Genomic DNA, 25592 nt, shown 5'->3' on the forward strand with positions numbered 1-25592 from the left:
GTCCGGCACGCTGCCCGCGGTGGTCAGGCGTCCGGATGCGGTGGTCAGCGGGTCCGGACGCGGAACAGCACCTCCGACGCGCAGACCGCCACGACGAGCAGCGCCCCGGCCCATGTCAGCGCGATCCAGGGCGTGTTGCCCACCGCCTCGCCCAGCAGCAGCCCGCGCAGCGACTCGATGGCCGGGGTGATCGGCTGGTGCTCGGCGAAGCCGTGCAGCCAGCTCGGCATCGACTCGATCCGGACGAACGCGCTGCTCGGGTAGGGCAGGAAGGACATGAAGAACGTGAAGCCGCTCGCCGCCTCCGGTGTCCGGGCCAGCAGGCCGACCGCCGCCGAGATCCAGGACAGCGCCACGATGTAGGAGACCAGGACGGCGGCGACGAGGAGCCAGCCGTCCCAGGAGGCCGCCGGGCGGAAACCGATCAGCAGGGCGACGCCGAAGACGACGACGGTGGCGCAGAGGTTGCGGACGGTGCCCGCCGCCACATGCCCGGCGAGCACCGGCGTACCGCCCACGTCCAGGGAGCGGAAGCGGTCGATGATGCCGCCCTTCATGTCCTCGCTGACCGCCGTGGCGGTGGTCGCCGCGCCGAAGCCGACGCACAGGATCATGACGCCCGGGACGACGTACATGACGTACGAGTCGTGGACCGCGCCCGTGTCGATCGCGCCGCCGAAGAAGTAGACGAAGATCAGCATCAGCATGATCGGCAGGGCGAGGGCCATGATCAGCGCGTCGGTGTTGCGTCGGCTGATGCGCAGGTTGCGGCCGGCCAGGACGGCCGCGTGGGTGATCCCTCCCGGGCGGACCGCGGTGGTGTCAGACATGGGCGGGTGCCTCCGGTGTCTCCGGTGTCTCCGAGGTGAGGGCGAGGAACACGTCGTCGAGCGTCGCGCTGTGCAGGGTGAAGCGGTCGATCTCGGTGCCCGCCGGGTCGATCTCGTCGAGCAGGGCGCGTACGTGGGCGGCGCTGCCGTCCGTGGGGAGCCCGAGCGTCAGCGTCTCGGGGGAGTGGTGGACCGCGCGCCCGGCGAGCCCGAGGTAGGAGTCGCGGCTGGTGAGGACCAGGTCGAGGCGGTGTCCGGCGACCCGGCCCTTGAGGTCGGCGGCGGTGCCCTCGGCGGCGATGCGCCCCTTGTTCAGCAGCGCGATCCGGTCGGCGAGGCGGTCGGCCTCCTCCAGATACTGCGTGGTCAGCAGGACGCTCGCCCCGCGCTCGGCCAGTTCGCGGACCACCCGCCAGAGTTCCTGGCGGCTGCGCGGGTCGAGGCCGGTCGTCGGCTCGTCCAGGAAGAACACGCCGGGCTCCGGCGAGCCGACGAGCCCGGCGGCCAGGTCCAGGCGGCGGCGCATGCCCCCGGAGTAGGTGACGACGGGCCGGCGGGCCGCGCCGGTGAGGCCGAAGCGCCCCAGCAGCTCTTCGGCCCGGCGGCGGGCGGCGGCGCGGGAGAGGCCGGTGAGCCGGGCCATCATCCGCAGGTTCTCCTCACCCGTCTGCGTCTCGTCGACGGCGGCGAACTGCCCGGTGAGGCTGATCGCCCGCCGCACCGCGCTCCGGTCGGCCACGACGTCGTACCCCGCGACGCGGGCGGTGCCGGAGTCGGCGGCGGTGAGCGTCGCGAGGATCCGTACGCAGGTGGTCTTGCCCGCGCCGTTCGGGCCGAGGAGGGCGAAGACGCTGCCGCGCTCGACGCGGAGGTCGATGCCGTCGAGGACGCGCACGGCGGGCTTTCCGTAGGACTTGGTGAGGCCGCTCGCCTCGATGGCGTACGGGGACGGCTGGGCGGGGTGCGCCCCGTGAGCGGTGGTCGTGGTGGCGGCGGTGGTCGCCGTCGTCGAGGCGGTGGTGTTCGTGGCCGGGCGGATCATGGTTGTTCGGCCCCCTTCTGCGTATGACATACGCGCTACTGCGTAAGCATTACGCATCCCTAGGATGGGGTCAAGGCGCACGGGGGTGCACGGAACGTGGGCAAGGGGATGCGATGGCGGAGAAGAGCAGGGCGGGCGGCGGCGATCTGCCGGCCTCCATCGAGGCCGCCTGGGGGCTGCGGGAGCGCCCGGCGAAGGGGCCGAAGCCCGGCCTGAGCCTGGAGCGGATCGTGGCGGCGGCGGTGGCCGTCGCGGCGTCCGAGGGGCTCGCCGCCGTGTCGATGGGCCGGGTCGCCCAGGAGGTCGGCGCCTCCACGATGTCGCTCTACCGGTACGTCTCCGCCAAGGACGAGCTGTACGTCCTGATGCAGGAGGCGGCGATCGGCCCGCCGGCCCCGCTGGCCGCCCTGGAGGCCGGGGCGGGCTGGCGCGAGGCGCTCACCGAGTGGGCCACCGGGCAGCGCGAACAGTTCCTCGCCAACCTCTGGGTCCTCCGCATCCCCATCGGCGGCCCGCCCGCCACCCCGAACTCGCTCGCCTGGTGGGAGCAGGGGCTCCAGGCGCTGGAGGGCAGCGGGCTCGGTGAGGGCGACAAGATCTCGGTGATCCTGCTGGTCTCCAACTTCGTACGCAGCGAAGCCCTGTTGATGAGCGACCTCTCCGCCGCCGTCGCCGCGCGCGGCGTCCCCCCCGAGGAGGTGGTCGCGAGCCATGAGCGCACCCTGCGGCGGCTGGTCGACCCCGAGCGCCACCCCGCCGTCCACCGGCTGCTGGCCTCCGGCGTGATGAGCGAACCGGACGACCCCGACTACGAGTTCACCTTCGGCCTCGCGACCCTGCTGGACGGGATCGAGGTGCTGATCCGGAGTGCGGGCGAGGACGGCTGACCGGGCGGCGGCGTCGTCCGCGCGACGGCAAGTCCGGCCGAGGTCAAGGGCGTACGCTTCATGGTCATGAGCGGAGAGAAGGCCGGCGGCGGGAACGGAAACGGAAGCGCCGCCGGGGCGGTGGGGGAAGGGGCGCCGGACCCGGCCCCGGTCCGGGTCAGTCTGCGGGAGCGGAAGAAGCAGCTGACGTACCGGGCGATCTCCGACGCCGCCATCGCGATGTTCCTGGAGCGGGGCTTCGACAAGGTCTCGGTCGCGGAGGTGGCGGCCGCGGCGGACATCTCCAAGCCGACGCTGTTCCGGTACTTCCCCGCCAAGGAGGACCTGGCGCTGCACCGGTTCGCCGACCACGAGGACGAGGCGGCCTGCGTGGTCGCCGGCCGGGCGCCCGGTGACAGCCCGCTGGACGCGCTGCGCCGCCACTTCCTGGACCGCCTCGACCGGCGCGACCCGGTGACCGGACTGTCCGACGCCCCCGAAGTCCTGGCGTTCCACCGGCTGTTGTACGGGACGCCGGCGCTGGTGGCCCGCCTGTACGCCTACCAGGGCCGCTCCGAGGCGGCGCTCGCCCGCGCCCTGGGCGGCGAGGTGCCCGCGCGCCTCGCGGCCGGGCAGGTCATCGCCGTCCTGCGCATCCTGGCCGAGGAGAACTGGCGGCGGATCGACGCGGGGGAGAGCGCCGACCAGGTGTACGCGGGTGCGGTGCAGTCGGCCGAGGAGGCGTTCGTACAGCTGCGGAGAGGGCTGGAGCCGGAGGGGTGAGCCCCCCGGGTCACGGGGTCGTCGCGCCGGTGGCCTTCTGCGCGGCGGTGACGGTGGCGGCGGTGGCCGGTTCGCGGCGCAGCATCAGGAGCGCGACGACGAAGGCGGCGGCGAGGAGTGCCGCGCCGACCGTGAACGCGAGCCGGTAGCCGCTGGTCAGGGCCTCGGCGGCGGAGTGGCCCGCGGCGCTGAGGGCCTCGGTCCGCCCGGCGGCCAGGGTGGACAGGACGGCGACGCCGATCGCCATGCCGACCTGCTGGGTGGTGTTGAAGACCCCCGAGGCGAGCCCGGCGTCGTCGTCGCCCGCGGCCGACATCCCGAGCGAGGTCAGCGCCGGGAGCGCGAGCCCGAAGCCGGACGCCAGCAGCATCACCGGGAGCAGATCACTCACGTAGTCCGCGCGCACCGGCAGCCGGGTGAGCAGGCCGAGGGCCACGATCAGCAGCGCGATCCCGGTCAGCAGGACGGTCCGCTCACCGAAGCGGGCGCAGAGCCGTGCCGAGAACCCGAGCGATACGGACCCGATGACGACGGCGGCCGGAAGCAGCGCGAATCCGGTGGCGGCGGCCCCGTAGCCAAGGACCTTCTGGAGGTACAGGGCGACGATGATCTGGAACGAGAACAGCGCGGCCACCATGAGGACCTGGACCAGGTTGGCCCCGGACACGTTGCGCGAGCGCAGGATGCGCAGGGGCATCAGCGGGGTCCGGGCGGTGGCCTGGCGGACGACGAACCCGGCCAGCAGGACGAGGGCGAGCGCGCCGAGGCCCAGGGTGTGCGCCGAGACCCACCCGTACGTCTCCACCTCGATGACGGTGTAGATCCCGAGCATCAGGCCGGCGGTGACGAGCAGGGCCCCCGCCACGTCCGCGCCGGCCGCGAGGCCCAGGCCCCGGTCGGCGGGCAGGACGCGCAGGGCGACCAGGAAGACGGCCAGGCCGATCGGCAGGTTGATGAAGAAGATCCAGTGCCAGTCCAGCGCGTCGGTGAGCACGCCCCCGAGCACCTGCCCGATGGACGCCCCGGCGGCTCCGGTGAAGGCGAACACGCCGAAGGCGCGGGCGCGTTCGGCCGGTTCGGTGAACAGGGTGACCAGGATGCCGAGGGCCACGGCGGCGCTCATCGCGCAGCCGACGCCCTGCGCGAACCGGGCGGCGATCAGTACGGCGGGGGAGGCGGCGGCCCCCGCCACCAGCGAGGCCGCGGTGAACAGGGCGGTCCCGGCCAGGAACATCGGCTTGCGGCCGATCAGGTCGCCGAGCCGTCCGGCGAGGAGGAGCAGGCTGCCGAAGGCGATGAGGTAGGCGTTGACCACCCAGCTGAGGCCGGCGGGCGTGAAGCCCAGATCGTCCTGGATGGCCGGCATCGCGACGGTCACGATGGAGCTGTCGAGAACGATCATCAGCATCCCCGTGGCGATCACCGCGAGCGCCGCCGTCCGGGCCCGGGGGGTGAGCGGGGGCGGGGGTTCGGTGGCGGGGGCGGTGGGGGCTTCGGTCGCTTCGGTCGCTTCGGTCGCTTCCGGGGCGGGCGCGCGACGCGGGGTGGTGGCGGACATGGGACTTCTCCTGTCGGTCGAGCTGACAGGAGAGACCGTAGCAGATGGTTTTGTTGCGGACTATCTTCTTGGGTTCTTCTTTCCTCTGCCGTGCCGCCTGTGGAGGGTCGGCGTGGGGGCCGGGGCGTCACTTCTCAGGTCGGCGTGCCCCTTCCCGGATCGGGGCGTCACTTCGTGGGTCGGCGTGCCCCTTCCCGGGCCGGGGCGTCAGTTCTCGGGTCGGCGTGTCCCTTCCCGGGCCGGGGCGTCAGTTCTCGGGCAGGGGGGCGCTTCCAGGCCCCGGCATGTCCCTTCTTGGCCCGGCCCGGCCCGGCCGTCACGTCTTGGGCTGGCGTGCGCGGCGGACCTGCCGGGGGGATTCCGAGGGTGTGGCCAGGTGGTCCACGGCCAGGGCGTTCAGCGCCCGGAGCAGGGACGCGCGGTCGCTCGCGGCCAACGAGCCCAGGGCCTCCTCATGGACCCGGTCGACGATCGCCTGGCTCTGCGCGGCGACCGCCGCGCCCTCGTCGGTGACCGCGATGATCCGGGCCCGCCGGTCCCGGCTGGAGGGGCGGCGCTCGGCCAGACCGGCGCTCTCCAGGGCGTCCACCGTCACCACCATCGTGGTCTTGTCCATGTCGCCGATCTCGGCGAGCTGGATCTGGGTGCGCTCCTCCCCCAGGGCGTGGACCAGGACGCAGTGCATCCGGGCGGTCAGGCCGATCTCCCCGAGGGCCGCGGACATCCTGGTCCGCAGGACATGGCTGGTGTGATCGAGGAGGAAGGAGAGATCGGGCGCGGTGCGGGCGGGCGTCATGGCGGTCATGCAGCCAGCGTAACCATTCGATCTGTGGTGGATCGTCCGGAAAGGGATGACCCGCCCCCGCCCCCGCCGCTCAACCGGGCGACGCGACGACCCGGACGCGATGACTCGCGCCCTCGGAGAGGAACGCCGCCAGCTCCCGCCCCTCCTCGGCCACGGCGGTGCGGTCGGCGCGGGAGAAGGGGCCCAGCAGGGTGACCGTGACGGTGTCCGTCTCCGCGTCCACGTCCCAGGTCGCGGCCACGCGGCCGTCGACCAGGACGACGCGCGCCCCGGTGACCGACAGGCCGCGGTGGGCGTCGTCGATGATCCGGGTCCGGTCGTCGTAGCCGAGGATCGCGTTGTCGAACGCCGGCAGGAACCGTACCGGGGCGGGGGTGTCGGCGTCCGGGCGCGGCGCGTCGGGCAGGTCCAGCAGCTCCCGGCCGCGCTCGTCGCGGAAGGAGACCAGCTCCTCGCGCACGGCGGAGACCGCGGCCGGCAGCCCGGCGAGACCGGACCAGGCGCGTACGTCGGCGGTGGCGGCGGGACCGTACGCGGCGAGGTAGCGCCGTACCAGGGTCTGGCCCACCGGATCGGAGCCGTCAGCGGGCAGCGGGTCGATCTCGCGCCCCAGCCAGGAGGAGACCAGGGCGTTGCGCACCCCCGCCTTCGTGCGCCACAGCCCGCGCGGCGGCAGCTGCACCATCGTCAGGACGCCGGCGACCAGCATCTCGCCCAGGGGCCGGGCACCCGGCTCCGGCCAGCGGTCGGCCACCGCACGGGCGAGCTCGGCCATCGAGCGCGGCTCGCCATCGGCCAGCACCTCCCGCCCCGCAGCGGCGAGTTCGTCGAGATCGACCCCTTCGAGCTCGCGGCGGTAGACCCCGAGCACCCGCTGCCGCAGCATGGCGTTGTGGCGGGCCCGCCAGGCGAGGACGTCCTCGGCGGCGAGGAGGTGGACCGTGCGGCGCATGAGATGGGTGCGTACGACGCGCCGCTCGGTCAGCAGGTCGCAGAGCGCCGCCGGTTCGAACGAGCGCAGCCGCGACCAGAGCCCGGTGAACGGCTCCTGCGGTTCCTGCGCCTGGAGCCCGCCGAGGTGGGCGACGGCGTCGAGGGCCGGTACGTCGGCCCGCTCCAGCAGCAACTGCCGGGCGAGGGTGGCCCGGTTGAGCGCGCGGGGGCTGAGGACGGGGGCCCGGCTCTTGGCACCGGGGCCCGGCCTACGGCTTCGCTTCTGCGGCGCTGCGCCGGGTGCCGGTCGAGGTGCTGGCCGCTGTGTTGCCTCGGGTGCCGGCTGAGGTGCTGGCCGCTGTGCTGCCTCGGGTGCCGGTCGAGGTGCTGATCGCTGTGCTGCCTCGGGTGCTGGCCGAGGTGCTGATCGCTGTGTTGCCCCGGGTGCCGGTCGAGGTGCTGGCCGCTGTGCTGCCTCGGGTGCCGACTGCGGAGCCGTCTCGGTGTTCGTGTTCTCCGTGTTTTCTGCCACGGGCCCACCATGGCAGGGGTGGCGGACAGAACATGTCCGCTATCCGGCCCGCCACCCGAGCGGCCACCCGTACCGCCTCCCGGCGGTCAGCCGGCCAGCTCTCCGAGGAGGGCCCAGGTGCGGCGGCGGTCGGCGTCCCCGGCGACGTCCGTGCCCGCGAAGACCACCTCCGTCGCCCCCGCGTCCCGGTAGCGCTGGACCTCGGCCGCGACCGTCCGCTCGTCGCCGATCACCGCCACGTCGGAGGCCCGCCGGCCGCCGGAGAGCTCGATGACGCGGGTGTAGGACGGGATCTGCTCGTAGATCGCCATCTGCTCGGTGACCTTCTCGCGTACGCCTTCGACGTCGTCGGTCACCACGCCGTTCACCAGCGCGACGATCCGGGGCGCGGGCCGGCCGGCGGCCTCGGCCGCCGCCGTGACGGCCGGGACGATGTGTTCGGCCAGGACGCGCGGCCCGGCGAGGTACGGCAGGATCCCGTCCGCCAGCTCCCCGCTGACCCGGAGCGCCCGGGGTCCCATCGCGGCGACGAGCAGGGGCACCCCGGGCTCGGCGCCCGGGACGTGTGCGGGGAGCGGGGTGGTCGCGGTGATCAGCTCGCCGTGGAAGTCGGCGGTGCCGGTCTCGGTCAACTGCCGCAGGGCGACGAGGAATTCACGCAGCCGGGCGACGGGCCGCTCGAAGGGGATCCCGAACCCGCCCTCGGTCAGGTGCTTGGTGCCGAGGGCCAGCCCGAGGTGGTAGCGGCCGTGCGTGGCGGCCTGGGTGGTCTGGGCCTGGCTGGAGACCAGCAGGGGGTGGCGGCCGAAGATGGGGATGGCGGACGTGCCCACCTGGAGGCCGGGCACTTCCCTCCCCACGATTCCGGCGAGCGCGGGTGAGTCCACGCCGAATCTCTGCCCGAACCACGCCGACCGCAGCCCGGCGGCCGCCGCCTCCCGGGCGAGGTGCACGGTGGCGTCGATCTGGTTGTCGACCTCGGTCGCGCTGAGTGCTACTCCGATGGACATGTGTCGTTCAACGGCCCGCCCCGGGTGGGCATTCCGCCGCTGTGTGACGGCTTCTTGTCAGTCCTGTGAACGAGTCGGCGACCACCGGCTGACGCATCAGGCGCCGGTGGCGTGGAACGGTCGCGTCCACCGCCGCGTCCACGGCCGCGTCCACCGCCATGTCGAAGGCCGCGCCCATCACGTACGACCATCACGTCCGACCATCGCGTCCGACGCGGCGGCGTACACCCCGTACGCGGCATACACCCCGTACCAGGCGTACACCCCGTACGCCGCAGCGATCCTCAGCGGCGGCCGAGGAGCTCCGCGACCCGGTGGAACCCTTCGCCGCCGTATCCGCGCCCGATGGCCTGGCGGGCGAGGCCCTCCGCCGCGCGCATGACGCCGGCGTCGATGCCGTGCGCTTCGGAGGTGTGGATGACGTGGGCCATGGTCGACGCCGTGGAGGTGAGGGGGCTGCCCTCGTCGGAGAAGTTCTCGTCGTCCACTTCTTCCGCGACCCCTTCGAAGATCGCCGGCAGGATGGCGCCGATGCCCTGGGCGAACGGGGCCAGCTCCCGCGCGGTGATCCCCTCCGCCCGCGCCACCGCCAGGGCGTGGTTGTAGCCGGCCATCGCGGTCCAGAAGATGTCGAGCAGCGCGATGTCGTAGGCGGCCGCCCGGCAGATCTTCTCGCCGAGGTGGGTGTGGGTGCCGCTCAGCGCGTCCAGTACGGGCCGGTGCTCGTCGTAGAGGTCCGCCGGCCCGCTGTAGATGAACACCCCGGCCGGAGTGCCGATGGTCACGGTCGGCGTCATGATCGCGCCGTCCAGATAGCGGACACCGTGCTCGGCCGCCCACTGCGCGGCCTCCCGGGCGCGGTGCGGGGTGTCGGCGGTCAGGTTGACGACCGTGCGGCCCTTGAGGGCGGCGGTGACCGCGTCGCGCCGCAGAATGCCGTCCACGGCGTCGTAGTTGACGACGCAGACCACGGTCAGCCCGCTCGCGGCCACCGCTTCCTCGGGCGACCCGACGCTGATCGCGCCGCGTTCGACCAGCTCCCGGTCCCGGCCCGGCGTACGGTTCCATACGGTGGTACGCACACCGGCGTCCAGGAACGCGCCCGCCAGGGCACGGCCCATCGGCCCCAGACCGATGACGGTGACACTGGACTGTTCATTCTGTTGCGACATGACTCAACTCCGTAGAAAATAGGTTTTTCTTAAGGAAAGGGGCGGGAATGACGCGCAGCCGGGCCCAGGACCTGAACGTCTGCGGGGTGACCGCCGCGATCGCCGTGATCGACGGAAAATGGAAGTCGACGCTGATCTGGATGCTGGAGTCCGGCCCGCGCCGCCCGGGCGAGCTGCGGCGGCTGCTGCCCGGACTCAGCGAGAAGGTGCTGACTCAGGCGCTCCGCGAGATGGAGACGGACGGGCTGGTGCGGCGGGAGGTGCACGACGTGCTTCCGCTGAAGACGACGTACTCCCTGACCGCGTCGGGCCGGGAACTCTCCGAGCTGCTGGACGCCCTGTCCGACTGGGGCCACCGCCGCCTGGAGAAGCTCACGGAAGCGCGGCCGGCAGAGCGGTCGGCCTCCTGAACCATCGCCGCTCCCCCTCTCCGCTCCGTGCGGGCCTCCGGTTCTCCGGCGGCCCTCAACCAGGATCGGCCCGGCGTGGATCACTGCCAAGTACCCACAAAAAAGTGGGTACCAGCAAGGGCGGGGGCGCCGGACGCGGCCGCCCGCCCCGCTCGGTCTCTCAGCCGTCCCGGGAGAGTGAGCCGGTACCGCTCACCCCTGGAGCTCCACGACGTCGCCGATCACACAGCTCACGTTGTCGGGGCCTCCGGCGCTGTTGGCGAGGGCGATGAGCTCGCGGACGGCCTGCTCGGGCTCATCGGTCCCGGAGAGCACCCGCCGGATGTCGTCGGCCGGCACGACGGTGGACAGCCCGTCCGAGCAGAGCAGATACCGGTCTCCCGGCCGGGCGTCGTGCAACCCGATGTCGGGGCCCGTGCCGGCCCTCATGCCGGGGCCCATGCCGGGTCCGCTGTCGGGTCCCTGGCCCAGGGCGCGTATCAGCAGCGACCGTTGGGGATGGGAGGCGGCCTCCTCCGGGGTCAGGCGTCCTTCGTCGATCATCGTCTGCACCACGGTGTGGTCGTGGGTGATCTGGAACAGCTCCCCGTCGCGCAGGAGGTGGACGCGGGAGTCCCCGATGTGGACGAGGGCCAGGTGGGATCCGGTCCAGAGCATCGCCGTGAGCGTGGTGCCGGCCTCTTCGGCGGACGAGCCGGGTCCGGTGACGCGGCGGACGGCCTGTTCGGCCTGCCCGATGGCGTCCTCGAGGACGTTGAGGAGGTCGCCCGCCGGGATGCCGTCCGTTTCGAGGTGCTTGAGCGCGTCGACGGCGGCCGCACTCGCGGGGGCTCCCGCGCCGCCGTAACCGTCCGCGACGGCGAGCAGGCGCGAACCGGCGTACGCGGTGTCCTGGTTGCTCCCACGGACGCGGCCGGTGTCGGAGAGGGCGGCGTAACGGATGCCCAGGGGGCTTGCGGTCGGGTTCGGGTTCATGGCGGGGTCCTTCCAGGACAGATGGCCGATGAGGAAGGAGGCGAGGTTCCGCCGCGCGGCGGTGTCCGCTTCGACCTGGGCCCAGAACGCCCGGACCTCCCGGGCCGCCGCGTCCGCGTCCAGCGTGCTGACGTACTGGATACGGGCCAGGGGCATCCCCAGACGCCGGAGCCAGGCGACCAGCCGGGCCCGGTCCAACTGCTCCGGGGCATAGAGGCGGTAGCCGCTGACCGGGTCGACGCGGGCGGGGGTGAGCAGGCCGAGTTCGTCGTAGAGGCGCAACGCCTTCGGCGACAGGCGGGACGCCCTCGCGAACGCCCCGATGGTCAGCAGACCCGTGCTCGCTCCCGGCACCTCGCGCCTCCCCTCTCACTTCCTGCTTCTCGCTTCTCCTCATGCCGGGCTCGTCGCCCGGCCCTGCCGATGCTGCGGCTTCCCCCAAGGTGAAGGTCAACGCCAACGCCGACACCACCGCCACCGGTTGCGCCGGCCCCGCACCGCGATCACCCGGAGGACGCCGCGGGCCCCTCGAATTCGTACACGGCCCAATCGGCGAGCAGGCGATAGCCGAGGCGCTGGTACAGGGCGTTGCTGGTGGGGTTCGACCGGTCCGCGAACAGCACGACATCCCTCGCGCCCGCGGCCAGCGCGGCCCGGCTCACCTCCGCCACGACGGCACCCGCGTAACCGTGACCGCGCAGGTGGGCGGGGGTGTAGACGATGTCCACCTGGATCTGGCCGCCGAACAGCGGGTTCATGCCCGCGATGGATACGGGAGTGCCGTCCGGGGTCTCCCAGAGCGTGTAGCGCTTGTCGGCGTAGCGGGTGCCGGCCCACGTGTCCGCGTCGATGGAGACGTCCTCCCCCACGGCCCTGGCGAACTCGCCGCACCAGAACACGGCCTGCTGGAGGTCCTGTTCGCCCAGCACGCGGCCCCGTCCCGCCGGCAACGGCTCGGGCGGGGTGAGCGTGCCGAGGCCGTACAGGCACAGTCGTACGTCGCGGAGTTCCGGCGTCGTACCGGTGTGCCGCTGCCATGCCTCGGCGAAGGCGGCGGCGGTGCCGTGGTCCGCGCTGACGGCGGGCAGGGCGTGCCCGGCGGCGGCCAGACGGGCGGCGAGGGAGTCGGCCTGCTCGGGCGTGAGCGGGGTGAGGCCCAGGGCGCGGGGCGGGAGGCGGAAGAACACGGCGTGGACCTCGCCCGCCCGCTCCAGCACGCCGAAGACGGGGGGTTCGGTGCAGAGGGCGGCCACCCCGCGCGCTCGCAGCCTGGCGGCCCAGGTCAGCGGCATCACGTGCGGGCCGGGCCGCGAGCGCAGGAAGTCCCCGGCCCGGGTGAGGAATTCGTCGACGTCTTCGGTGAGGTGCCAGGTGTCCGCTCGCATGCTCCATGGTCCCTCAGGCCCGGCGGTGCGCGCCCTGCGCTCCGTGCCTCTCCACCCGGGCTGGAGGGCCGCCGGGGAGGAGAGCCACCCGGGCGGGAGGGCTTCTTGTCAGACCCGCCGTTTAGGGTCGGCTCATGACATCGAAGGAACCGGCTGTGTTCGACCAGGAATGGTCCCGGCTTGAGTCGTGGCTGGCCGCCCAGTCGCCGGCGGACCACGCCGCGCTGCGGCCACCGGCGACGGCGGCCGAGATAGCTGAGCTGGAGGAGCGGTTGGGTTTCGCCCTGCACCCCGATCTCCGGGGCTTGTTGGAGCGGCGGAACGGGGTTGTCGAACCCGAGCGGGACAGAGGGCCTGAGCCCGGAGTGTTCCCGGCCGGAGGGATCTTTCCGCTGGGCCATCGGCTCGCCTCGACCGCCGAGATCGCGTCGATGCACGAGATACTCGTGGAGGTCGGCGAGGACAACGCCGAGGCCGACCTGGGGGAAGAGGACGACATCGCCGGCCATCTGCACCAGTGCGTGCCCTTCGCGCTGCCCAACGACGGAGGCGTCGCGTTCGTCGACCACCGGCCAGGTCCCGGATACGGGCAGGTGCACGAGATGGGCATCGGCTCCGGAGACCTGGAGGGCAGCCTCTGGGGGACGAGCCTGGCCGAGTTCGTCCGTGCGGTGACGGACGCTCTGGAGACGGGCGCCCCGTTCACCCACTTCCGGCCCACCACGTTCGCGCACTCTTCCGGCAGGACCTGCGTCGATTGGGAGATCGGACAGGCCCTGGGGCCTTAGGAGAGCCCACCGCCCAGGAGTGCCCAGGAGGGGTGACCGAGCAGTAATGTCCTGCACTCGCGGCGCCGGCCGGCACGACCGGCGGGGAGGACCGCGTCGCGCCGACCAAAGCTGACCTTGGCCTACCCCGCCCCCGGCCTGTCCCGCCCCCTGGCCCGTCCCCCCCTCTAGCCCACCTCACCTCACCTCACCCCACCCCGCCCCACGGCTCACTGCAACACCAGCAGCACCGCCAGGGCGATGAGGAGGGAGTCGATCCGGTCGAGGAGGCCGCCCGAGCCGGCCAGCCACCGGCCGGCGTCCTTGGCGTGCGCACCCCGCTTGACCATCGACTCCAGCAGGTCCCCGAGCGGGCCGCCGACCGCCACGGCCACCGCCGTCTGCCACGTCAGCGAGGACAGCACGGCCAGCGTGAGGAGACCGGCCGCGGCCCCGGCCAGCGTGCCGCTCCACCGCTTGGCGGGCGACAGCGCGGAGAGCAGGGGGCCGCCGAACCGGCTACCGGCGGCGTACGCCACGATGTCCGCGATCGACACGGCCATGAACAGGACGAGGCCGAGGGCGCCGATCGGTACGAGGCCGGCCAGGACGCCCAGCCACACGAGCCCCAGCAGACCCGCCCCCAGCCGGCGCAGCCCGTGCTCCGCGTCGCCCGAGAGCAGCGGCGCCCCGGCGATCGCCAGCGCCCCGACCGCCGCTGCCCGGAACACCTCCCCGGGGGCCAGCCAGGCGGTCAGGACGAGTCCGACGACCGCCGCACCCAGCACCGCCCGGTCCACCGGTCCCAGCCGGAGCAGCCCGCCGAACTCCGCCACCGCGACCACGCCGACCACGGCCGCGAGCACCGCGATCCCCGGCGGGCCGAGCCAGAACGCGGCGGTCACCAGGGGCACTCCGAGCGCCCACGCGCACCAGCGGACCATCAGCTCACGGCGTCGGGTCGCCGCCACCGCGACGCCCCCGACCGCCAGCGCCCCGCCGAGATACGGGACGAGACCGGCGACCGTCGTCACGAGGAGGCCCGCTCCACCGCACCCGACGCCATCGCGCTCGACGCCACCGCGCTCGGCTCCACCGCACCCGACGCCACCGCACCCGACACCATCGCGCTCGGCTCCACCGCGCCCGACGCGCGCAGGGCGTCCAGGGCGCTGCGGCACGCCGCCACGATCCGAGCGTTCTCCGTCGTGTCGCGAACGGCGATCCGGACGGTCCGCCCCTCGTACGCCGGGGACATCGGCGACAGGTCGCGCAGGAACACATCGTGCCGCCGGCACTCGCGCACCAGCCGCGCCGCGCTCGGCCCGTCCGGCGGCAGGGTCACCGTGAGGAAGTTCGCCACCCCTTCGTCGACCGAGGAGAACCCGTCCAACTCCGCGAGGGCGTCGGCCAGTTCCCGGCGCAGTACATGGGTGCGGGCCCAGCGCTCCGCGTAGTACGCGGGGTCGCGCAGCGCCGTCACGGCAGCCAGCTGGGCCGGCAGGCTCACGGGCCACGGCGGCGTCCAGCGGCGCAGCTCCCCGGCCGTCTCCGGACCGGCCACCAGGTACGCGGCCCGCATCCCCGACAGCGCGTACATCTTCGACAGCGAGGTGCAGACCACCACCCGGGCGTCGGCCGAGGCGAGCCCGGCGAGGGAGTCCGCCGGATCGACGTAACCGAGGTACGCCTCGTCGATCCACCACCGGGTCCGCGCGGGGGACGCCTCGATCACCGCGCGCAGCGCGTCGGCCGGGGCGTGGCGGCCGGTCGGGTTGTTCGGGTTGACCACCACCACGAGGTCGTACCGCCCGTCGCCGGTCGCGGCGGCGAGCCGGGCCGGGTCGAGCAGCCAGCCGTCCTCCCGGCGCAGTTGGAGCCGGTCGACCCGGCAGCCGATCACCCGCTCGGTGACATGTGCGTACTCCCCGTAACCCGGATCGAGCAGGAGCACCCGGCTCCCCGGCGTCAGCCACCGGCCGAACGCCCGGAAGATCAGGTCGGACGAGCCCGCCCCGACGACCAGCGACTCCACCGGCAGCCCGCGGACCTGGGCGATCTCCGCGAGCAGGCCGTCCGCGCTCGTCGGCGGCGAGGTCCGGGCCGCCCATCCCGGGTCCTCCGAGAGGACCGCGCGGACCCCCGGGGACGGCGGGAACCAGGCGTCCAGCACATCCGCAGCGACCACCTCGTGACGGCGGTTCAGCGTCCGGAAGTCGGTGCCGATCGCCGAGAAGAACGCCCCACCGTGCTCACAGCCGTCCGCACGCGGCGCGAAGGGCACGTCGAGCTGCCAGTCGAGCCCCGCCCGCAGCCGCTCCAGGGTCCGGCCGTGGCGGGTCGCGACCGTCCTCGTCAGCTCGGCCACGGAGCCGCTGAGGACCTCGAACGACACCGCGCCGGAGCGGACCGTGCGCCCCACCGGCCGCAGCCCGGCGGCGAGGTACATGTCGAGCAGCTCCGTGCGTCCCATCGCCACCACCCGGCGGCCGCCCCGTGCCGCGACCCAGCGCAGTGCCGCGTACATGAGGAGCGACGACGCCGCGGTGGACCTCCAGCGCTCCTCGACGGTCAGGACGCGGATCTCGAACGGCGCCTCCTCGCTCAGGACCGGCAGCTCCTCGCGCGTCAGGTACTTGTCGAGGGAGTAGCGGCCGACCCACGGCGGGGTGAGGCTGACGAAGCCGATCCGCGTCCCGCCGCGCGCGGCCACGAGATAGACGTTGTCGCCGTCGAGCCCGTCGCTCAGCCTGCCCGACGGATCCACCGGATGCTGGCCGAGCTCCTCCGCGTACACCCGGTGGCGCAGCTCGTGGATCCAGTCGCGATCCTGGAGGGTGGCGGTGCGCAGCTGCAAGGCGTGGTCCATGCGTATATCCCCCTGGGACGATCCGGCGTTTCGCGCCTCAGCATGAAGGAGCGCGGCAGACGGTGCCTGAGTACGCGTACTCAGCCGGGCAGCGGGGCGATGGGCGGCGGCGCAGGTCAAAGCCGGTTTCGCGGGCGGGCGTTCTACCGGAATCGCCGCTTTCGCATGCGGAGGCCCACGCACGCGGCACGGCATCGCCGCGCAATCGCTCGGCCTTCACACAAGGGACCCCAGGTCCCCTTCCAGGACGGTCCGGGTGATTCCGGGCCGGCCGTGGAGGGCCAGGATCTCGTTGGCGAGGTCCACGACGGGCAGGAGGTCCTGGTCGCCGTACGCCGTGATGGCGGCGGCCGACAGGTTGCGGGGCACGGCGTCGGCGTCCAGGAGGACGCGCCAGTCCCGCGGGGCGAGTTCGAGGAACTCCAGGCCGGTGAGCGCGGCGATCTCCAGCGGATCGGCGAGGGTGCCGGCGTGGGCGGTGAGGGTACGCAGTCGGGGCAGCCCGATGACAGGGGCGAGGCTGAACGTCGCGCCGTCCCACACCCCGATCGACAGGACCTCCAGCGCGGGGTGGGCGGCTTCTTGGACGCTCCGGAGGCTTGCGCGATTGACCCGGGCCACGAGCGGCGGCTCCTCGCGCCGCTCCCTCCCGGCCCGGTCCCTTTCCCGGTCCCTTTCCCGTTCCCTCTCCCGGTCCCTTTCCCCGCCCAGGACCAGGTCGGTGAGCGAGTCGGCGACCAGCTCGGCGCCGATGTTCTTCTCGTGGTCCAGCAGGATGATCTGCCCGGTGTGCCCGCGCGGGCCGGGCGTCAGGTCGACCGCCATCTGATCTCCCCCGCCGCTCCCGCCGAACACGATCCAGCCGGGTGACCCGACCAGGCCCTGCACCGGGGCGTCGGGCCCGGTGAAAACCGCCTCCTCCGCCGCGAACTCCCAGCGGCAGTGACGGGCCGACGCCTCGGCGAGGTGGAGGTGGTCCACGGCGACGAGTTCGCACCGGACCACCTCGAACACCCGGTCCGCCGCCGCGTGGTCGGCAGCCCAGTCCGCCCACCGGGCGCGGGTCACCCGGTAGAGCGCCTTGAGCTCGTCGGGCAGCGGGACGCCCAGGCGGGCTTCGGCGGCGGTGATCTCCTGCTCCGTCGCGCCGATGGCGTCCGGCAGCCGCTCCCGCAGCGTCCGCTCCAGCGACTCCGGGTCCGCCGAAGGGGCCGGCCTCGCTCCGGGCGTCGGCTCGGGGAGGCGACGCCAGGGCTCGGGGAGCGCGCCCTCGACCAGGACGAGCGCACCCGGGTGCGGGATGCCGATGCCGGGTTCCACGGCCGGGCCGGGGTCGAGCACGCGCAGCACGGTCCTCCCGGTCGGTTCGATCTCCGCCGCGTACGAGACGTCGTCGACGCCGGCCTCCGTCAGGGCGCTCCGCACCCGCTCCACGGCGTCGAACTCGTCCTGCATGTCCGGGCTTTGAAGGGCCCGGCCGGGCGACGGCCGCCGACGCCGCAGCGACGGGGTCCAGCTGTCCCGTCCAACGCGTCCCGCCACCCGCACGGGCGCGGGCAGAGCCCCCGGGGACCCTTCGGCCTTTGCGGCCCACAGGAGCCTCAACACGGGCTCCCAGGTGGCGAATTCGTGGATCGACGCCCCGGAGGGTTTCTCATCAACCATGCGGAGACCGTACGCGCAGACCGCAGACCGCAGACCGCAGACCGCAGCCCGCAGCCCGCAGACCGCAGCCCGCAGACCGCATGCGCAGACGCATGCGCATGCGCAGACGTAGGCGTACGCACAGACGTAGGCGTACGCACAGACGTCCGCGGCCGGGCTGAATCCGGATGCAGCGGGCATCGGACCCCGCTTCCCTCTACGGTCCCGGCTCTGGACCCGCCTGCCCGGAACGCGGCGTCGCCGACGACGGTACGGGCTCAGGCCCGGGCCCTCGGAGCTCAGCACGACGCAACACGGGGGCGGAGACTCCGAACACCCCGGCGAGCAAGCAGATTCCACCGCACACGGTGAAGAACGCGGCGGCGCCCCATACGGCCACGGTGACGCCGACGAGAGGGAAGAGAACCGGGGCTAGGCCCAGGGCGCACAGGGTCGTGACCGAGGTGACCCGGCCCAGATACCGGGGGTCGGTCTCCGTCTGGACCAGGGCTCCGGTCACCGTCGCGGTGATTCCACTGGTCAGCCCGATCAACGCGCCGAACGCGACGGCGAGGGGCAGAGATCCCGCGTGCCCCAGGGCGACCGCCCCCACGGCCGTGACGAACAACGCGCCCGACATCACCAGTCCGGCGCGTGGGACGCGGGCCCGCACCGTGAGCAGCAGCGCGGCGGCCGCGGCCCCGATGCTGAACGCGCTCGCGATCCACCCCATGCCCGCGGCGCCCCATCCGCGTTCGTCCGCCAGGAGCACCAGACCGGCGGCGACCGGACCGCTGAAGCACATCTCGCTCAGACCGATCACCGCGACCAGCGGTGCGAGCATCCGGTGCCGGCGGATGTAGCGCAGTCCGTCGCTCACATCGTGCCGGGCGGAGGTGTGTCGACGTACCAACGGCAAGGGCGACACTCTCACGCCGAGGAGGAGGGCCAGCGAGACGGCGAACAGCCCGCCGGCGGCGGCGAGCGCGCTCGCCGCGCCGCCCACCGCGAGCACGAGGCCGGCCAGGACGGGCCCCACGGCATTGCTCAGCCGGATCGACAGGCCGCGCATCCCCTGGACGCGGGCGAGTTGTTCGGGGGTGGTGATGCGCGGTGGAAGTGCGCCCACGGCCGGCATGAACACCGCGTCGACCACGCCGAACACCAGCGCCAACGGGATGAGCAGCCAGAGGTTCGGCGAGATCAGCAGCACAGCCGCCGCGGCGGCGAGAATCACGACGCAGCGGGTCGCGTCGCCGGCGACGGCGACCCGGCGCGGCCCGAACCGATCCGCCGCGACGCCCCCGCCGAGCATGAGCACCGCCCGGGGCAACGCCCCGGCGGCGATCACCAGACCGACCTGCGACGGCCCCGCGGCACGGGTGGCGGCCCAGGAGAGGGCGAGGAAGTACACCACGTCGCCGGTGACGGAGGCGGTGTGAGCGGCGAGCCAGCGCAGGACGTTGACATCCCGGTACGCGGGCGGCCCGGGCACCGCTATGCCGTGCGCGGTCATACTTCACCCGCCTCGAGATCCACGGTGCCGGGCACGGGAAACGCCTGAAGCTGTAGCGATACGGGGGATGCCCCGTGCGGCGCTTCGGCCTCGCTGTGCCGGTAGCGGGAGATCACCTCGACGACCTCGGCCCGCATCCGGTCGACGTCCGCCGGGGTCAGCCACAGGGCGAAGTCGCTGTACACACTGGCCTCGTACCACTCGGCCGGAAGCAGCGGCACCTCCTGGGCGGCCCTCCGCAGGCGGTCGATGGACGCCAGGACGACGGCATGCGCGTAGGCGCGTCCGGCTTCGCGCTGCTCCACGGGCTCGGCGGCCGGGTCGTGAATCGATTGGCGGTGCGCGGACTCCCACCATCGTTCGCGTCCCGTGCCGCGCTCCGTCGCCTCCACGATGAGCCCGCCCGCCGCGAGGCGACGCAGGTGATAGCTCGCCGAACCGGGGTTGATACCGAGCTCAGCAGCGATACGCGTCGCCGTCGACGGACCACGCTGGCGCAGCAGGACCAGCACGTTCAAGCGCAACGGGTGGGCGAGGACGCGCAATCTGGCCGTGTCGAGCTGGATGTCCCGTTCGGCGGCGGGCTCGTCGGGCGGCGCGGAAGAAGAGGTCATGGGCGCAGAGACTAGACGTACAACAGTTGTTTCAAAAGAGATGTTGTGAACTTCGTCTGCCGCTGCCGCTGCCGCTGCCGCTGCCGCTGCCGGCGTCTGTCCGGCGGATCACAGCGGATCACGGCGGATCACGGCGGCATAGGCTTCAAGCCATGCACGGGACCCTTACGCAGCACGCCAGATGCCTTTACGGAGACGAGTACCGGCCCACGCCGGAGTGCGGGCTCGAACACGGGGAGCACTACTTCGTCGAGGAGCTGACGTTCGCCGACGCGGATTCGATCCTCGCCATGCTTCGTGAACTCTGCCCCCACGTGGTGGACGGGTGCCTGCCGGTCTGGATCCGGAATCTGGCCTATCGGCTGGTGCTCCTGCAACGGCCGGACGAACCGGCACTGCTGCGGGAGGCTGCCGAGAACCTGTGGATGCACGACCCGGACTGGGACCACGTCGCGGAGGACCTCAAGAAGCGGGCCGAGGCTCTGGAAGCCGGCTGACCGGCCGCGGTCGGCCGGCGGCCGCAACCGATTCCTGGAACTGATGGAGCAACGGGCCGTTGAGGACACCGTCCCACAGGGCCTGATCGACAACGCGATTCTCCTCTCTCCTCTGTAGCGAGGACGAACCGCACCACTGCCACCGCCGATTGGCCGCGGAGTATCCCGTCGCCCGTTGGGACAGCGTCACAGTCGAGCACCTGGTGTGATGCTGGGTGCAGGGCTCGCCTTCGCTAGGTCCTGTCGGCTCCGCCGGCGGCGCCCAGCCGCACCCGGTGACTCCGGAGGTCGACCTCGGTGACCTCCACCGTGATCAACTCGCCTTCATCGACAAGCTGATCCGGGGTCTCGACTGGCTCGTCAGTCAGCTCTGAGAGGTGAAGGAACCCCACAACTCCAGGAGCAAGCTCCACGAACACGCCGAAGGGAACGATCCTGGTGATCGCTCCGGTGAGGACCTGGCCGACCTGATCCGCAAACCGAATGAGCGGATCTTTCCGCAGAGCCTTCAACGAGAGAGTGATCTGTCCGGAGCGCGTCTCGGCAATGATCACCTCAGCGGTGATCCGCCGGCCGGCTTCGACCACATCGGAGGGGTGGTTGATCCAGTCCCACGTCAGGTCCGGCACCCGGATGAAGCCGGTGCACAGGCCGTCTGGTTCGCCATCGACGTGAACGAAGACCCCGAAGTTGTGGACCGCGGAGACCGTCCCAGTGACGACCTGCCCCGGTGCGAACGCGAGGAGAAAGGATCGCAAGGCCGGACTCTCGCACGCCCGGGCGGACAGGTGGAGCTGACCTTCGCGCCAACGGCCGATCTCTTCGGCCTTGAGCTCTTGGCCGACCTCGAACAGCTCGGATGGATGCTCCATCCGACCGATCGACGCCTCATGTCTCGGAATCCGACCGATCTCGGCCCTCTCCCCTTCGGCACCTACGAGCTGCACCAGGACGTCCGCTCCGTCGAACCCGGTGACCTTCACCGTTCTCACGACCCCCGGCCGGAGCTGGTTGAGCAAGGACTGCGTGTGAGGGTCAGGGGCTGGCTCGGACATGAGATGAGCCTAGGGCGTGTCCGGCAGATCAGGACCGGACAGGCCGGAGAAGAAGATCTCTACCTGGTTCAACCAGGAGGCGTGGAAAGGGGTGTTGATCAGGACCGCGTCCGGGAACCGTGCGGCCATGCGGTCGATGGACGTGCGGCCGCAGTGCGAGGAGCCGTTGTCGACGATCCAGAAGACGCGTTTCGCGCCGGCGTAGGGCTCCTGCGTCATGACCTGTTCGACCAGAGCCATGAACGGCGCGATGCCCGTGGTCGGCTCGACGCGGCCATGGACCTTGGCCCGGTGGACGTCGTAGGCGGCCAGGTAAGCCACCGCACCTCCGCGTCCGTACTCGTGGTTGACGCGCATCGCCCTGGCCTGGCCCGGGGCCAGAGTCGGGTGGCAGCGGCAGCGGGCCTGGATCGAGGTCTTCTCGTCGCTGGACAGGACGTGCTCGTCAGCGCCGAGGGCGACGCCTTCGAAGGTGCGGGCATACAGGTCAAGGACCCGTTGGGCCCGGGCGCGGAAGTCCTTGTCGCGGATGAAGGTCCAGGACCGGTACTGCCAGGGCTTGAGCGCGTCCTGGCGTAACCAGCGGCGCACCGTGGACGCCGAGACGGTGTCGGTGATCCCGCGCGCGGTCAGCTCGGCGGCCGGCTCCGGGCACGGCCGGCGCGACAGCCGCACCCCGGTCTCGGCCGGGAGACGGCAGGCCAGGGCCTTGGCCTCGGCGGCCTGCACAGGGGTGAAACGGGCCGGGCGCCCCGAGCGTCTGCGGTCTGCCAGGGCCGGCAGCCCGCCGCCGGCGAACCGGTTCCGCCAGGTCCGCACCGTGTCAGCGTGCAGGCGGGTCTCGGCGGCGATACGGGCGTTGGAGCGTCCCCGGGCCGCGTGCCGCACGATGTGCGCGCGCATCCGGGCCTGGTGCTCGGCCTTATGACCGTAGGCCGCCTTCTTCAGCCGGTGCCGGTCGGAGGCGGTCAGGATGATCGGGCAGGCGATGGCAGCAGGCAAGGAGGGCAGCGGTCAATCTCGGGATCAGGACGGTCGAGTACCGGCTACGGCCCGAAGTCAGTGGCCGCACACCCCGGGCGGCCACTGCGGCCGGCCAGGTCCTCAATCCCGATGACCGTCGGCCGGTGCCTTGAGTAGTCTGTTCAGCTCGTCCCCGGCCTCGTCGTACCCGGCATCGGCGATTCGCTGGAGCTCGCGCAGGTCGCCGGTCGAGGCCGCGCGTTGAGTGAGCAGAAATCCAGCGCGCGTGGATCCCTCGTCCAACAGCTCGCTCAGCTCCCTGAGATCGCCGGCTGCGTCGGCGAGGTTGGCCAGCCGGTCCAAAGCGGTCTCGTTGCCCGCGTCAGCAAGCTCGCGCAGGGTTTCCCGATCGATATCCGTGTTCGCCATGACACCATCCTGCAACCCTGCCCTAGGGGAATGGTCAAGCGGGACGATGGTCGGGTGATCACCATCGGGCAGTTGGCCAGGTATGTCGGGGTGTCCATCAAGACCATTCGGGTCTATCACGACAAAGGGCTGCTCTCCGAGCCCGGCCGCGATGCGTCCGGCTACCGGCGGTATGGCGCGAACGACGCCATCGACCTGATCAAGATCCGGATGCTCGCCGACGCCGGCGTTCCCCTGGCCCGTATCCGGGACTTGAGATCAGCGACCAACGACGAGTTCCAGCAGGCGCTGCACGCGATCGACGACGAGCTCACCGACCGCATCCGTGGCCTGCGGATAACGCAAGAGCGTGTGCGCCAGCTCGCCGCCGGCCGGCTGGCAACACTGCCCACCGAGGTCGGCGACCATCTGGCGAACCTGGCCCGATGGAGGTTCACCCCTCGATGGGTGGACCTGCAACGCGACCTGTGGATCCTCGTGTTCGCCACCCACCCGGAACAGGCGATCGCACTGTTCCACGACCAGTCCGAGATCCTGACCGACCCGGCGCTGCGGAAGCTCTTCCTTGACTACGACCACGCACATGACCTCGACGCCGACGATCCCCGCGTCGACGACCTCGCCCGCCGGATCGCCAAGGCGACCCGGGCTCGCTACGGATCCGACGACCCGCCCGAGCTGGATGAGACCTCCGATATCCCCGCCCTCATCCAGGGCGCGGTCAACGCCTCGTCCCCGGCATGGCAGCGCCTCGACGCACTCATCCGTGCATACCTGGATGTGTGACTCGACGTTGGTGACGCACGGTTACGGCTGACATGCGGAAATCAGTCAGGGCACGCCGCGAACCACGGGGCAACGCTGCCTCATCCGCGACCCCTGGGGTGTGTCCGGACAGGGTGATTGGGTTGGTCGAAGCCGCAGTCGGCTGACGATCGCTTGACCTGTACCGAGGTTCAGGGGCGAGGCTTGAGGCATGAGTGAGGTAGATGAGCTGTTTGGTATCGGGGAGGTCTCGGCGTGGATCGGTCTGGAGCCCGACACGTTGAGGTACTTCGAACGTCAAGGGGTTGTAGCGTCTCCACGGCGCGACAGTGCGGGGCGTCGCCAATACACGACGGCCGACGTCGAGCTGATCCGCATGCTGGTTCATCTCCGTGAGACGGGAATGCCGCTGGCCGATATCGCGCAGTTCACAGGCGCTGACGACAAGGTGGCTGATCCGGCCAGGCTCCGAGTGGAGTTGCTGACGGCTCATCGCCGTCGCGTCCGCGATAGGCGCGAGGAGCTGGACCGTGCGCTCGATGTGATCACTCGGAAGATCGCGGACTTCAGTGATCGGATCACGAGTCCGGTGGACCTTCTCGACCGACCGGACTGCACCATTGCCTTCGGCGTCCAGGGTGAGGGGCCACTGCTGTTCCTCGTCGGGGCACCGGTTGGGCGGGCCGGTTTCGCGGCGCTGGCGCATGAGCTTGCCGGCCGGTTTACCGTCGTCACCCACGATCCGCGTGGTATCGGTGCCAGCCGTGCGGTCCCAGGGATGGCCGCGCCCACGCCCGAGGTCCTTGCCGAGGACCTTGCCGCACTTGTCGACAGGTTCACCGGAGGGCCCGCCCTGTTCGTCGGTACCAGTGGTGGTGCCGTGACGCTGCTGGAGCTGGGCAAGCAGCATCCTGACGTGGTCGGCCGGGCCGTCTTGCATGAGCCGCCCCTTGCGTCCCTCCTGGATGACACAGACCTGACTGAACGAGCCGCAGCAGCGTTCAAGGCCGCAGAGGCTGATCCTCAGCGGGCAGTGCAAGAGTTCTTTGACCTCAGCGGCGCTGCCCACCACACAGGACCAGATCAGACGCCTCCCGCCCATATGGCGCTACCCGAGCTACCGGTCGAGGAACTCGACAAGAACCGCTACTTCCTGGGGCGGATGGCCGGCCCCACGGTCTTCTACGTCCCCGACATCGAGGCCATCCGTCGCGTTTCGGTGACGCTGTGCGCTGGCTCGCTGAGCCATCACCAGATGGCGCGCCGGGCGACCCAGGCACTCGCTGAACTTCTCGAACTACCTCTGATCGACATGCCCGGCAATCACCTCGGCGCAAGCGCCGAGCCGGCGGAGTTCGCTCACGCCCTCGGGCTCCTGCTCGAACCCTGAACACATCCCCGTGCCCCTCCTGGCCGAACGGCCGAGGAGGGGCACTGCCATGTTGTCCCGTCTCAGTTGAGGTGAACCATGACGAGGCGTTGACCGGCAGTGGTTCATCTTGAGTGACACGCTGTTCGGTGCGGCGTCTCACTCAACCTGAGGTCTGTGAGTCCTGCGCTGCTTCGCGCTCGGCAGCGAACTCGTCGAGGAGCTCGAACAGGATCTTGATCGCCTGCTGTTCATCCTCAGGCGGAAGATTCCACAAGTCGTCCCAGCCGTTCGGGAGGGCGATGTGGAGGATTTGGCCCGGCCAGGCATGGTTGCAGTCGCGTCCGCGACGGGCGACGAGCCAGTCGTGCCAGCCGGTGAGCCCGGGCCCACCGTGCCGGAGAGCATTCTGGTCATAACCGGTCAGGAACGCGGTCAGCATGTGGAAGGAGGTCTTGCCGACGAACATGCCGGGACGTTGGCCGATGCTGACGAAGTACTCGCGTTCAGTCATCTCCGAGAGGGGCTTCATGTGTCCGTACCCTCCTCGTCAATGGCGCTGTCGCCCAGGTCTGGACGAAGCCTGCTGCGGGCCGCCTCCAGACGTTCGGCGTAGTCCGCCGCAAAGATCCCCGACAGCGACTTGTCGAGCGTTCCGGCAATGCGGTGAAGGGGTGCCCAGACCGCCGCATCGCCGACGAGACGACTGAGGTCCGTCATCTGCACCTGCTCCAGCCAGTCCGACAGGACCAGCGCCTCATCCGAGGTGAGCTTGATGATGATCTCCGGATTCTCCACTCCTC

Annotated in this window: 26 protein-coding genes and 1 pseudogene; 8 read left to right on the forward strand and 19 right to left on the reverse strand. The window is 71.7% G+C overall.

Annotated elements, in window-relative coordinates; translation table 11 throughout:
• Positions 1-44: 44 nt before the first annotated feature.
• Both ACLJPL_RS28525 and ACLJPL_RS28530 read right to left on the reverse strand, forming a co-directional pair.
• Positions 45-830 carry an ABC transporter permease gene (locus tag ACLJPL_RS28525; protein ID WP_411083819.1) on the reverse strand — a complete coding sequence of 262 codons (786 nt, stop codon included), beginning with the start codon at positions 828-830 and terminating at the stop codon, positions 45-47.
• Positions 823-1872: an ATP-binding cassette domain-containing protein gene (locus ACLJPL_RS28530; RefSeq protein WP_411083820.1), complete on the reverse strand. Its 1050-nt coding sequence runs from the start codon at positions 1870-1872 to the stop codon at positions 823-825. The genes ACLJPL_RS28525 and ACLJPL_RS28530 overlap by 8 nt, the downstream gene beginning before the upstream one ends.
• A 113-nt stretch (positions 1873-1985) precedes the next feature.
• Between ACLJPL_RS28530 and ACLJPL_RS28535 the strand changes: the two genes are divergently transcribed.
• Both ACLJPL_RS28535 and ACLJPL_RS28540 read left to right on the forward strand, forming a co-directional pair.
• Positions 1986-2759: a TetR/AcrR family transcriptional regulator C-terminal domain-containing protein gene (locus ACLJPL_RS28535; protein WP_411083821.1), complete on the forward strand. Its 774-nt coding sequence runs from the start codon at positions 1986-1988 to the stop codon at positions 2757-2759.
• Positions 2760-2819: 60 nt separating this feature from the next.
• Positions 2820-3521 (forward strand): TetR/AcrR family transcriptional regulator, encoded by a 702-nt coding sequence (locus ACLJPL_RS28540; RefSeq protein ID WP_411083822.1) that lies wholly within the window; start codon positions 2820-2822, stop codon positions 3519-3521.
• A 10-nt stretch (positions 3522-3531) separates the two neighbouring features.
• Here ACLJPL_RS28540 and ACLJPL_RS28545 read toward each other — a convergent pair whose 3' ends face one another.
• The 5 genes from ACLJPL_RS28545 to ACLJPL_RS28565 form a co-directional block, all read right to left on the reverse strand.
• Positions 3532-5079, reverse strand: coding sequence for an MFS transporter (locus ACLJPL_RS28545; RefSeq protein WP_411083823.1), 1548 nt, complete (start codon positions 5077-5079; stop codon positions 3532-3534).
• 316 nt (positions 5080-5395) lie between these two features.
• The gene (locus tag ACLJPL_RS28550) at positions 5396-5884 is read right to left on the reverse strand and encodes a MarR family winged helix-turn-helix transcriptional regulator (protein WP_411083824.1); all 489 of its coding nucleotides are present in this window, start codon (positions 5882-5884) and stop codon (positions 5396-5398) included.
• 70 nt (positions 5885-5954) lie between these two features.
• Positions 5955-7010, reverse strand: a complete 1056-nt coding sequence (locus ACLJPL_RS28555; protein ID WP_411083825.1) for a winged helix DNA-binding domain-containing protein — start codon at positions 7008-7010, stop codon at positions 5955-5957.
• A 425-nt stretch (positions 7011-7435) separates the two neighbouring features.
• On the reverse strand, positions 7436-8359 hold the full coding sequence (locus tag ACLJPL_RS28560) for an LLM class F420-dependent oxidoreductase (protein ID WP_411083826.1): 924 nt from the start codon (positions 8357-8359) through the stop codon (positions 7436-7438).
• A 284-nt stretch (positions 8360-8643) separates the two neighbouring features.
• Positions 8644-9531: an NAD(P)-dependent oxidoreductase gene (locus ACLJPL_RS28565; RefSeq protein ID WP_411083827.1), complete on the reverse strand. Its 888-nt coding sequence runs from the start codon at positions 9529-9531 to the stop codon at positions 8644-8646.
• A gap of 47 nt (positions 9532-9578) precedes the next feature.
• On the opposite strand from ACLJPL_RS28565, the gene ACLJPL_RS28570 reads away from it, so the two are divergent.
• A complete protein-coding gene (locus ACLJPL_RS28570; protein WP_411083828.1) occupies positions 9579-9941 on the forward strand; it encodes a winged helix-turn-helix transcriptional regulator in 363 nt (120 codons plus the stop codon).
• A gap of 192 nt (positions 9942-10133) precedes the next feature.
• Here the strand turns inward: ACLJPL_RS28570 and ACLJPL_RS28575 are convergent, their stop codons facing one another.
• Positions 10134-11270: a MerR family transcriptional regulator gene (locus ACLJPL_RS28575; RefSeq protein WP_411083829.1), complete on the reverse strand. Its 1137-nt coding sequence runs from the start codon at positions 11268-11270 to the stop codon at positions 10134-10136.
• A gap of 149 nt (positions 11271-11419) precedes the next feature.
• On the reverse strand, positions 11420-12301 hold the full coding sequence (locus ACLJPL_RS28580; RefSeq protein ID WP_411083830.1) for a GNAT family N-acetyltransferase: 882 nt from the start codon (positions 12299-12301) through the stop codon (positions 11420-11422).
• 134 nt (positions 12302-12435) lie between these two features.
• On the opposite strand from ACLJPL_RS28580, the gene ACLJPL_RS28585 reads away from it, so the two are divergent.
• The gene (locus tag ACLJPL_RS28585; RefSeq protein WP_411083831.1) at positions 12436-13089 is read left to right on the forward strand and encodes an SMI1/KNR4 family protein; all 654 of its coding nucleotides are present in this window, start codon (positions 12436-12438) and stop codon (positions 13087-13089) included.
• Positions 13090-13298: 209 nt separating this feature from the next.
• On the opposite strand, the gene ACLJPL_RS28590 is transcribed toward ACLJPL_RS28585, so the two are convergent.
• The 5 genes from ACLJPL_RS28590 to ACLJPL_RS28610 form a co-directional block, all read right to left on the reverse strand.
• Complete coding sequence (locus tag ACLJPL_RS28590; protein WP_411083832.1) at positions 13299-14102, reverse strand: phosphatidate cytidylyltransferase; 804 nt, start codon at positions 14100-14102, stop codon at positions 13299-13301.
• Entirely contained in the window at positions 14099-15937 is a 1839-nt protein-coding gene (locus ACLJPL_RS28595) for an aminotransferase class I/II-fold pyridoxal phosphate-dependent enzyme (protein ID WP_411083833.1), read from the reverse strand. Before ACLJPL_RS28595 ends, ACLJPL_RS28590 begins: the two co-directional genes overlap by 4 nt.
• Before the next feature lie 216 nt (positions 15938-16153).
• On the reverse strand, positions 16154-17602 hold the full coding sequence (locus ACLJPL_RS28600; protein ID WP_411083834.1) for an SMI1/KNR4 family protein: 1449 nt from the start codon (positions 17600-17602) through the stop codon (positions 16154-16156).
• 196 nt (positions 17603-17798) lie between these two features.
• Positions 17799-19097: an MFS transporter gene (locus ACLJPL_RS28605; protein WP_411083835.1), complete on the reverse strand. Its 1299-nt coding sequence runs from the start codon at positions 19095-19097 to the stop codon at positions 17799-17801.
• Complete coding sequence (locus ACLJPL_RS28610; protein ID WP_411083836.1) at positions 19094-19711, reverse strand: helix-turn-helix domain-containing protein; 618 nt, start codon at positions 19709-19711, stop codon at positions 19094-19096. Before ACLJPL_RS28610 ends, ACLJPL_RS28605 begins: the two co-directional genes overlap by 4 nt.
• Positions 19712-19863: 152 nt before the next feature.
• On the opposite strand from ACLJPL_RS28610, the gene ACLJPL_RS28615 reads away from it, so the two are divergent.
• Positions 19864-20208: a hypothetical protein gene (locus ACLJPL_RS28615; RefSeq protein ID WP_411083837.1), complete on the forward strand. Its 345-nt coding sequence runs from the start codon at positions 19864-19866 to the stop codon at positions 20206-20208.
• A 101-nt stretch (positions 20209-20309) separates the two neighbouring features.
• Positions 20310-20417 (forward strand): annotated as a pseudogene (locus ACLJPL_RS28620) (hypothetical protein); the annotation flags it as partial.
• Between the two features lie 24 nt (positions 20418-20441).
• On the opposite strand, the gene ACLJPL_RS28625 reads toward ACLJPL_RS28620, so the two are convergent.
• The 3 genes from ACLJPL_RS28625 to ACLJPL_RS28635 form a co-directional block, all read right to left on the reverse strand.
• Complete coding sequence (locus ACLJPL_RS28625) at positions 20442-21263, reverse strand: S1 RNA-binding domain-containing protein (RefSeq protein WP_411083838.1); 822 nt, start codon at positions 21261-21263, stop codon at positions 20442-20444.
• A 9-nt stretch (positions 21264-21272) separates the two neighbouring features.
• Complete coding sequence (locus tag ACLJPL_RS28630; RefSeq protein WP_411083839.1) at positions 21273-22265, reverse strand: IS630 family transposase; 993 nt, start codon at positions 22263-22265, stop codon at positions 21273-21275.
• Positions 22266-22367: 102 nt separating this feature from the next.
• Positions 22368-22655 carry a hypothetical protein gene (locus ACLJPL_RS28635; protein WP_411083840.1) on the reverse strand — a complete coding sequence of 96 codons (288 nt, stop codon included), beginning with the start codon at positions 22653-22655 and terminating at the stop codon, positions 22368-22370.
• A 54-nt stretch (positions 22656-22709) separates the two neighbouring features.
• On the opposite strand from ACLJPL_RS28635, the gene ACLJPL_RS28640 reads away from it, so the two are divergent.
• Together ACLJPL_RS28640 and ACLJPL_RS28645 are read left to right on the forward strand one after the other, a co-directional pair.
• Complete coding sequence (locus ACLJPL_RS28640; protein ID WP_411083841.1) at positions 22710-23441, forward strand: MerR family transcriptional regulator; 732 nt, start codon at positions 22710-22712, stop codon at positions 23439-23441.
• A gap of 190 nt (positions 23442-23631) precedes the next feature.
• Complete coding sequence (locus tag ACLJPL_RS28645) at positions 23632-24810, forward strand: alpha/beta fold hydrolase (RefSeq protein ID WP_411083842.1); 1179 nt, start codon at positions 23632-23634, stop codon at positions 24808-24810.
• 142 nt (positions 24811-24952) lie between these two features.
• On the opposite strand, the gene ACLJPL_RS28650 is transcribed toward ACLJPL_RS28645, so the two are convergent.
• Together ACLJPL_RS28650 and ACLJPL_RS28655 are read right to left on the reverse strand one after the other, a co-directional pair.
• Positions 24953-25321, reverse strand: a complete 369-nt coding sequence (locus ACLJPL_RS28650) for a hypothetical protein (protein ID WP_411083843.1) — start codon at positions 25319-25321, stop codon at positions 24953-24955.
• The gene (locus tag ACLJPL_RS28655) at positions 25318-25587 is read right to left on the reverse strand and encodes a hypothetical protein (protein WP_289908058.1); all 270 of its coding nucleotides are present in this window, start codon (positions 25585-25587) and stop codon (positions 25318-25320) included. The genes ACLJPL_RS28650 and ACLJPL_RS28655 overlap by 4 nt, the downstream gene beginning before the upstream one ends.
• Positions 25588-25592 lie beyond the last annotated feature (5 nt).

This window comes from Streptomyces sp. cmx-18-6 (genome assembly GCF_046548915.1).
In the GTDB taxonomy this organism is placed as follows: domain Bacteria; phylum Actinomycetota; class Actinomycetes; order Streptomycetales; family Streptomycetaceae; genus Streptomyces.

Bases quoted from the DNA above. Each gene is read 5' to 3' on its own strand.
- ACLJPL_RS28525 (WP_411083819.1), bottom strand. From the start codon at position 830: ATGTCTGACACCACCGCGGTCCGCCCGGGAGGGATCACCCACGCGGCC.
- ACLJPL_RS28635 (WP_411083840.1), bottom strand. From the start codon at position 22,655: ATGGCGAACACGGATATCGATCGGGAAACCCTGCGCGAGCTTGCTGAC.
- ACLJPL_RS28645 (WP_411083842.1), top strand. From the start codon at position 23,632: ATGAGTGAGGTAGATGAGCTGTTTGGTATCGGGGAGGTCTCGGCGTGG.
- ACLJPL_RS28540 (WP_411083822.1), top strand. From the start codon at position 2,820: ATGGTCATGAGCGGAGAGAAGGCCGGCGGCGGGAACGGAAACGGAAGC.
- ACLJPL_RS28535 (WP_411083821.1), top strand. From the start codon at position 1,986: ATGGCGGAGAAGAGCAGGGCGGGCGGCGGCGATCTGCCGGCCTCCATC.
- ACLJPL_RS28530 (WP_411083820.1), bottom strand. From the start codon at position 1,872: ATGATCCGCCCGGCCACGAACACCACCGCCTCGACGACGGCGACCACC.
- ACLJPL_RS28610 (WP_411083836.1), bottom strand. From the start codon at position 19,711: ATGACCTCTTCTTCCGCGCCGCCCGACGAGCCCGCCGCCGAACGGGAC.
- ACLJPL_RS28560 (WP_411083826.1), bottom strand. From the start codon at position 8,359: ATGTCCATCGGAGTAGCACTCAGCGCGACCGAGGTCGACAACCAGATC.
- ACLJPL_RS28650 (WP_411083843.1), bottom strand. From the start codon at position 25,321: ATGAAGCCCCTCTCGGAGATGACTGAACGCGAGTACTTCGTCAGCATC.
- ACLJPL_RS28615 (WP_411083837.1), top strand. From the start codon at position 19,864: ATGCACGGGACCCTTACGCAGCACGCCAGATGCCTTTACGGAGACGAG.
- ACLJPL_RS28585 (WP_411083831.1), top strand. From the start codon at position 12,436: ATGACATCGAAGGAACCGGCTGTGTTCGACCAGGAATGGTCCCGGCTT.
- ACLJPL_RS28625 (WP_411083838.1), bottom strand. From the start codon at position 21,263: ATGTCCGAGCCAGCCCCTGACCCTCACACGCAGTCCTTGCTCAACCAG.
- ACLJPL_RS28570 (WP_411083828.1), top strand. From the start codon at position 9,579: ATGACGCGCAGCCGGGCCCAGGACCTGAACGTCTGCGGGGTGACCGCC.
- ACLJPL_RS28600 (WP_411083834.1), bottom strand. From the start codon at position 17,602: ATGGTTGATGAGAAACCCTCCGGGGCGTCGATCCACGAATTCGCCACC.
- ACLJPL_RS28565 (WP_411083827.1), bottom strand. From the start codon at position 9,531: ATGTCGCAACAGAATGAACAGTCCAGTGTCACCGTCATCGGTCTGGGG.
- ACLJPL_RS28550 (WP_411083824.1), bottom strand. From the start codon at position 5,884: ATGACCGCCATGACGCCCGCCCGCACCGCGCCCGATCTCTCCTTCCTC.
- ACLJPL_RS28580 (WP_411083830.1), bottom strand. From the start codon at position 12,301: ATGCGAGCGGACACCTGGCACCTCACCGAAGACGTCGACGAATTCCTC.
- ACLJPL_RS28545 (WP_411083823.1), bottom strand. From the start codon at position 5,079: ATGTCCGCCACCACCCCGCGTCGCGCGCCCGCCCCGGAAGCGACCGAA.
- ACLJPL_RS28595 (WP_411083833.1), bottom strand. From the start codon at position 15,937: ATGGACCACGCCTTGCAGCTGCGCACCGCCACCCTCCAGGATCGCGAC.
- ACLJPL_RS28605 (WP_411083835.1), bottom strand. From the start codon at position 19,097: ATGACCGCGCACGGCATAGCGGTGCCCGGGCCGCCCGCGTACCGGGAT.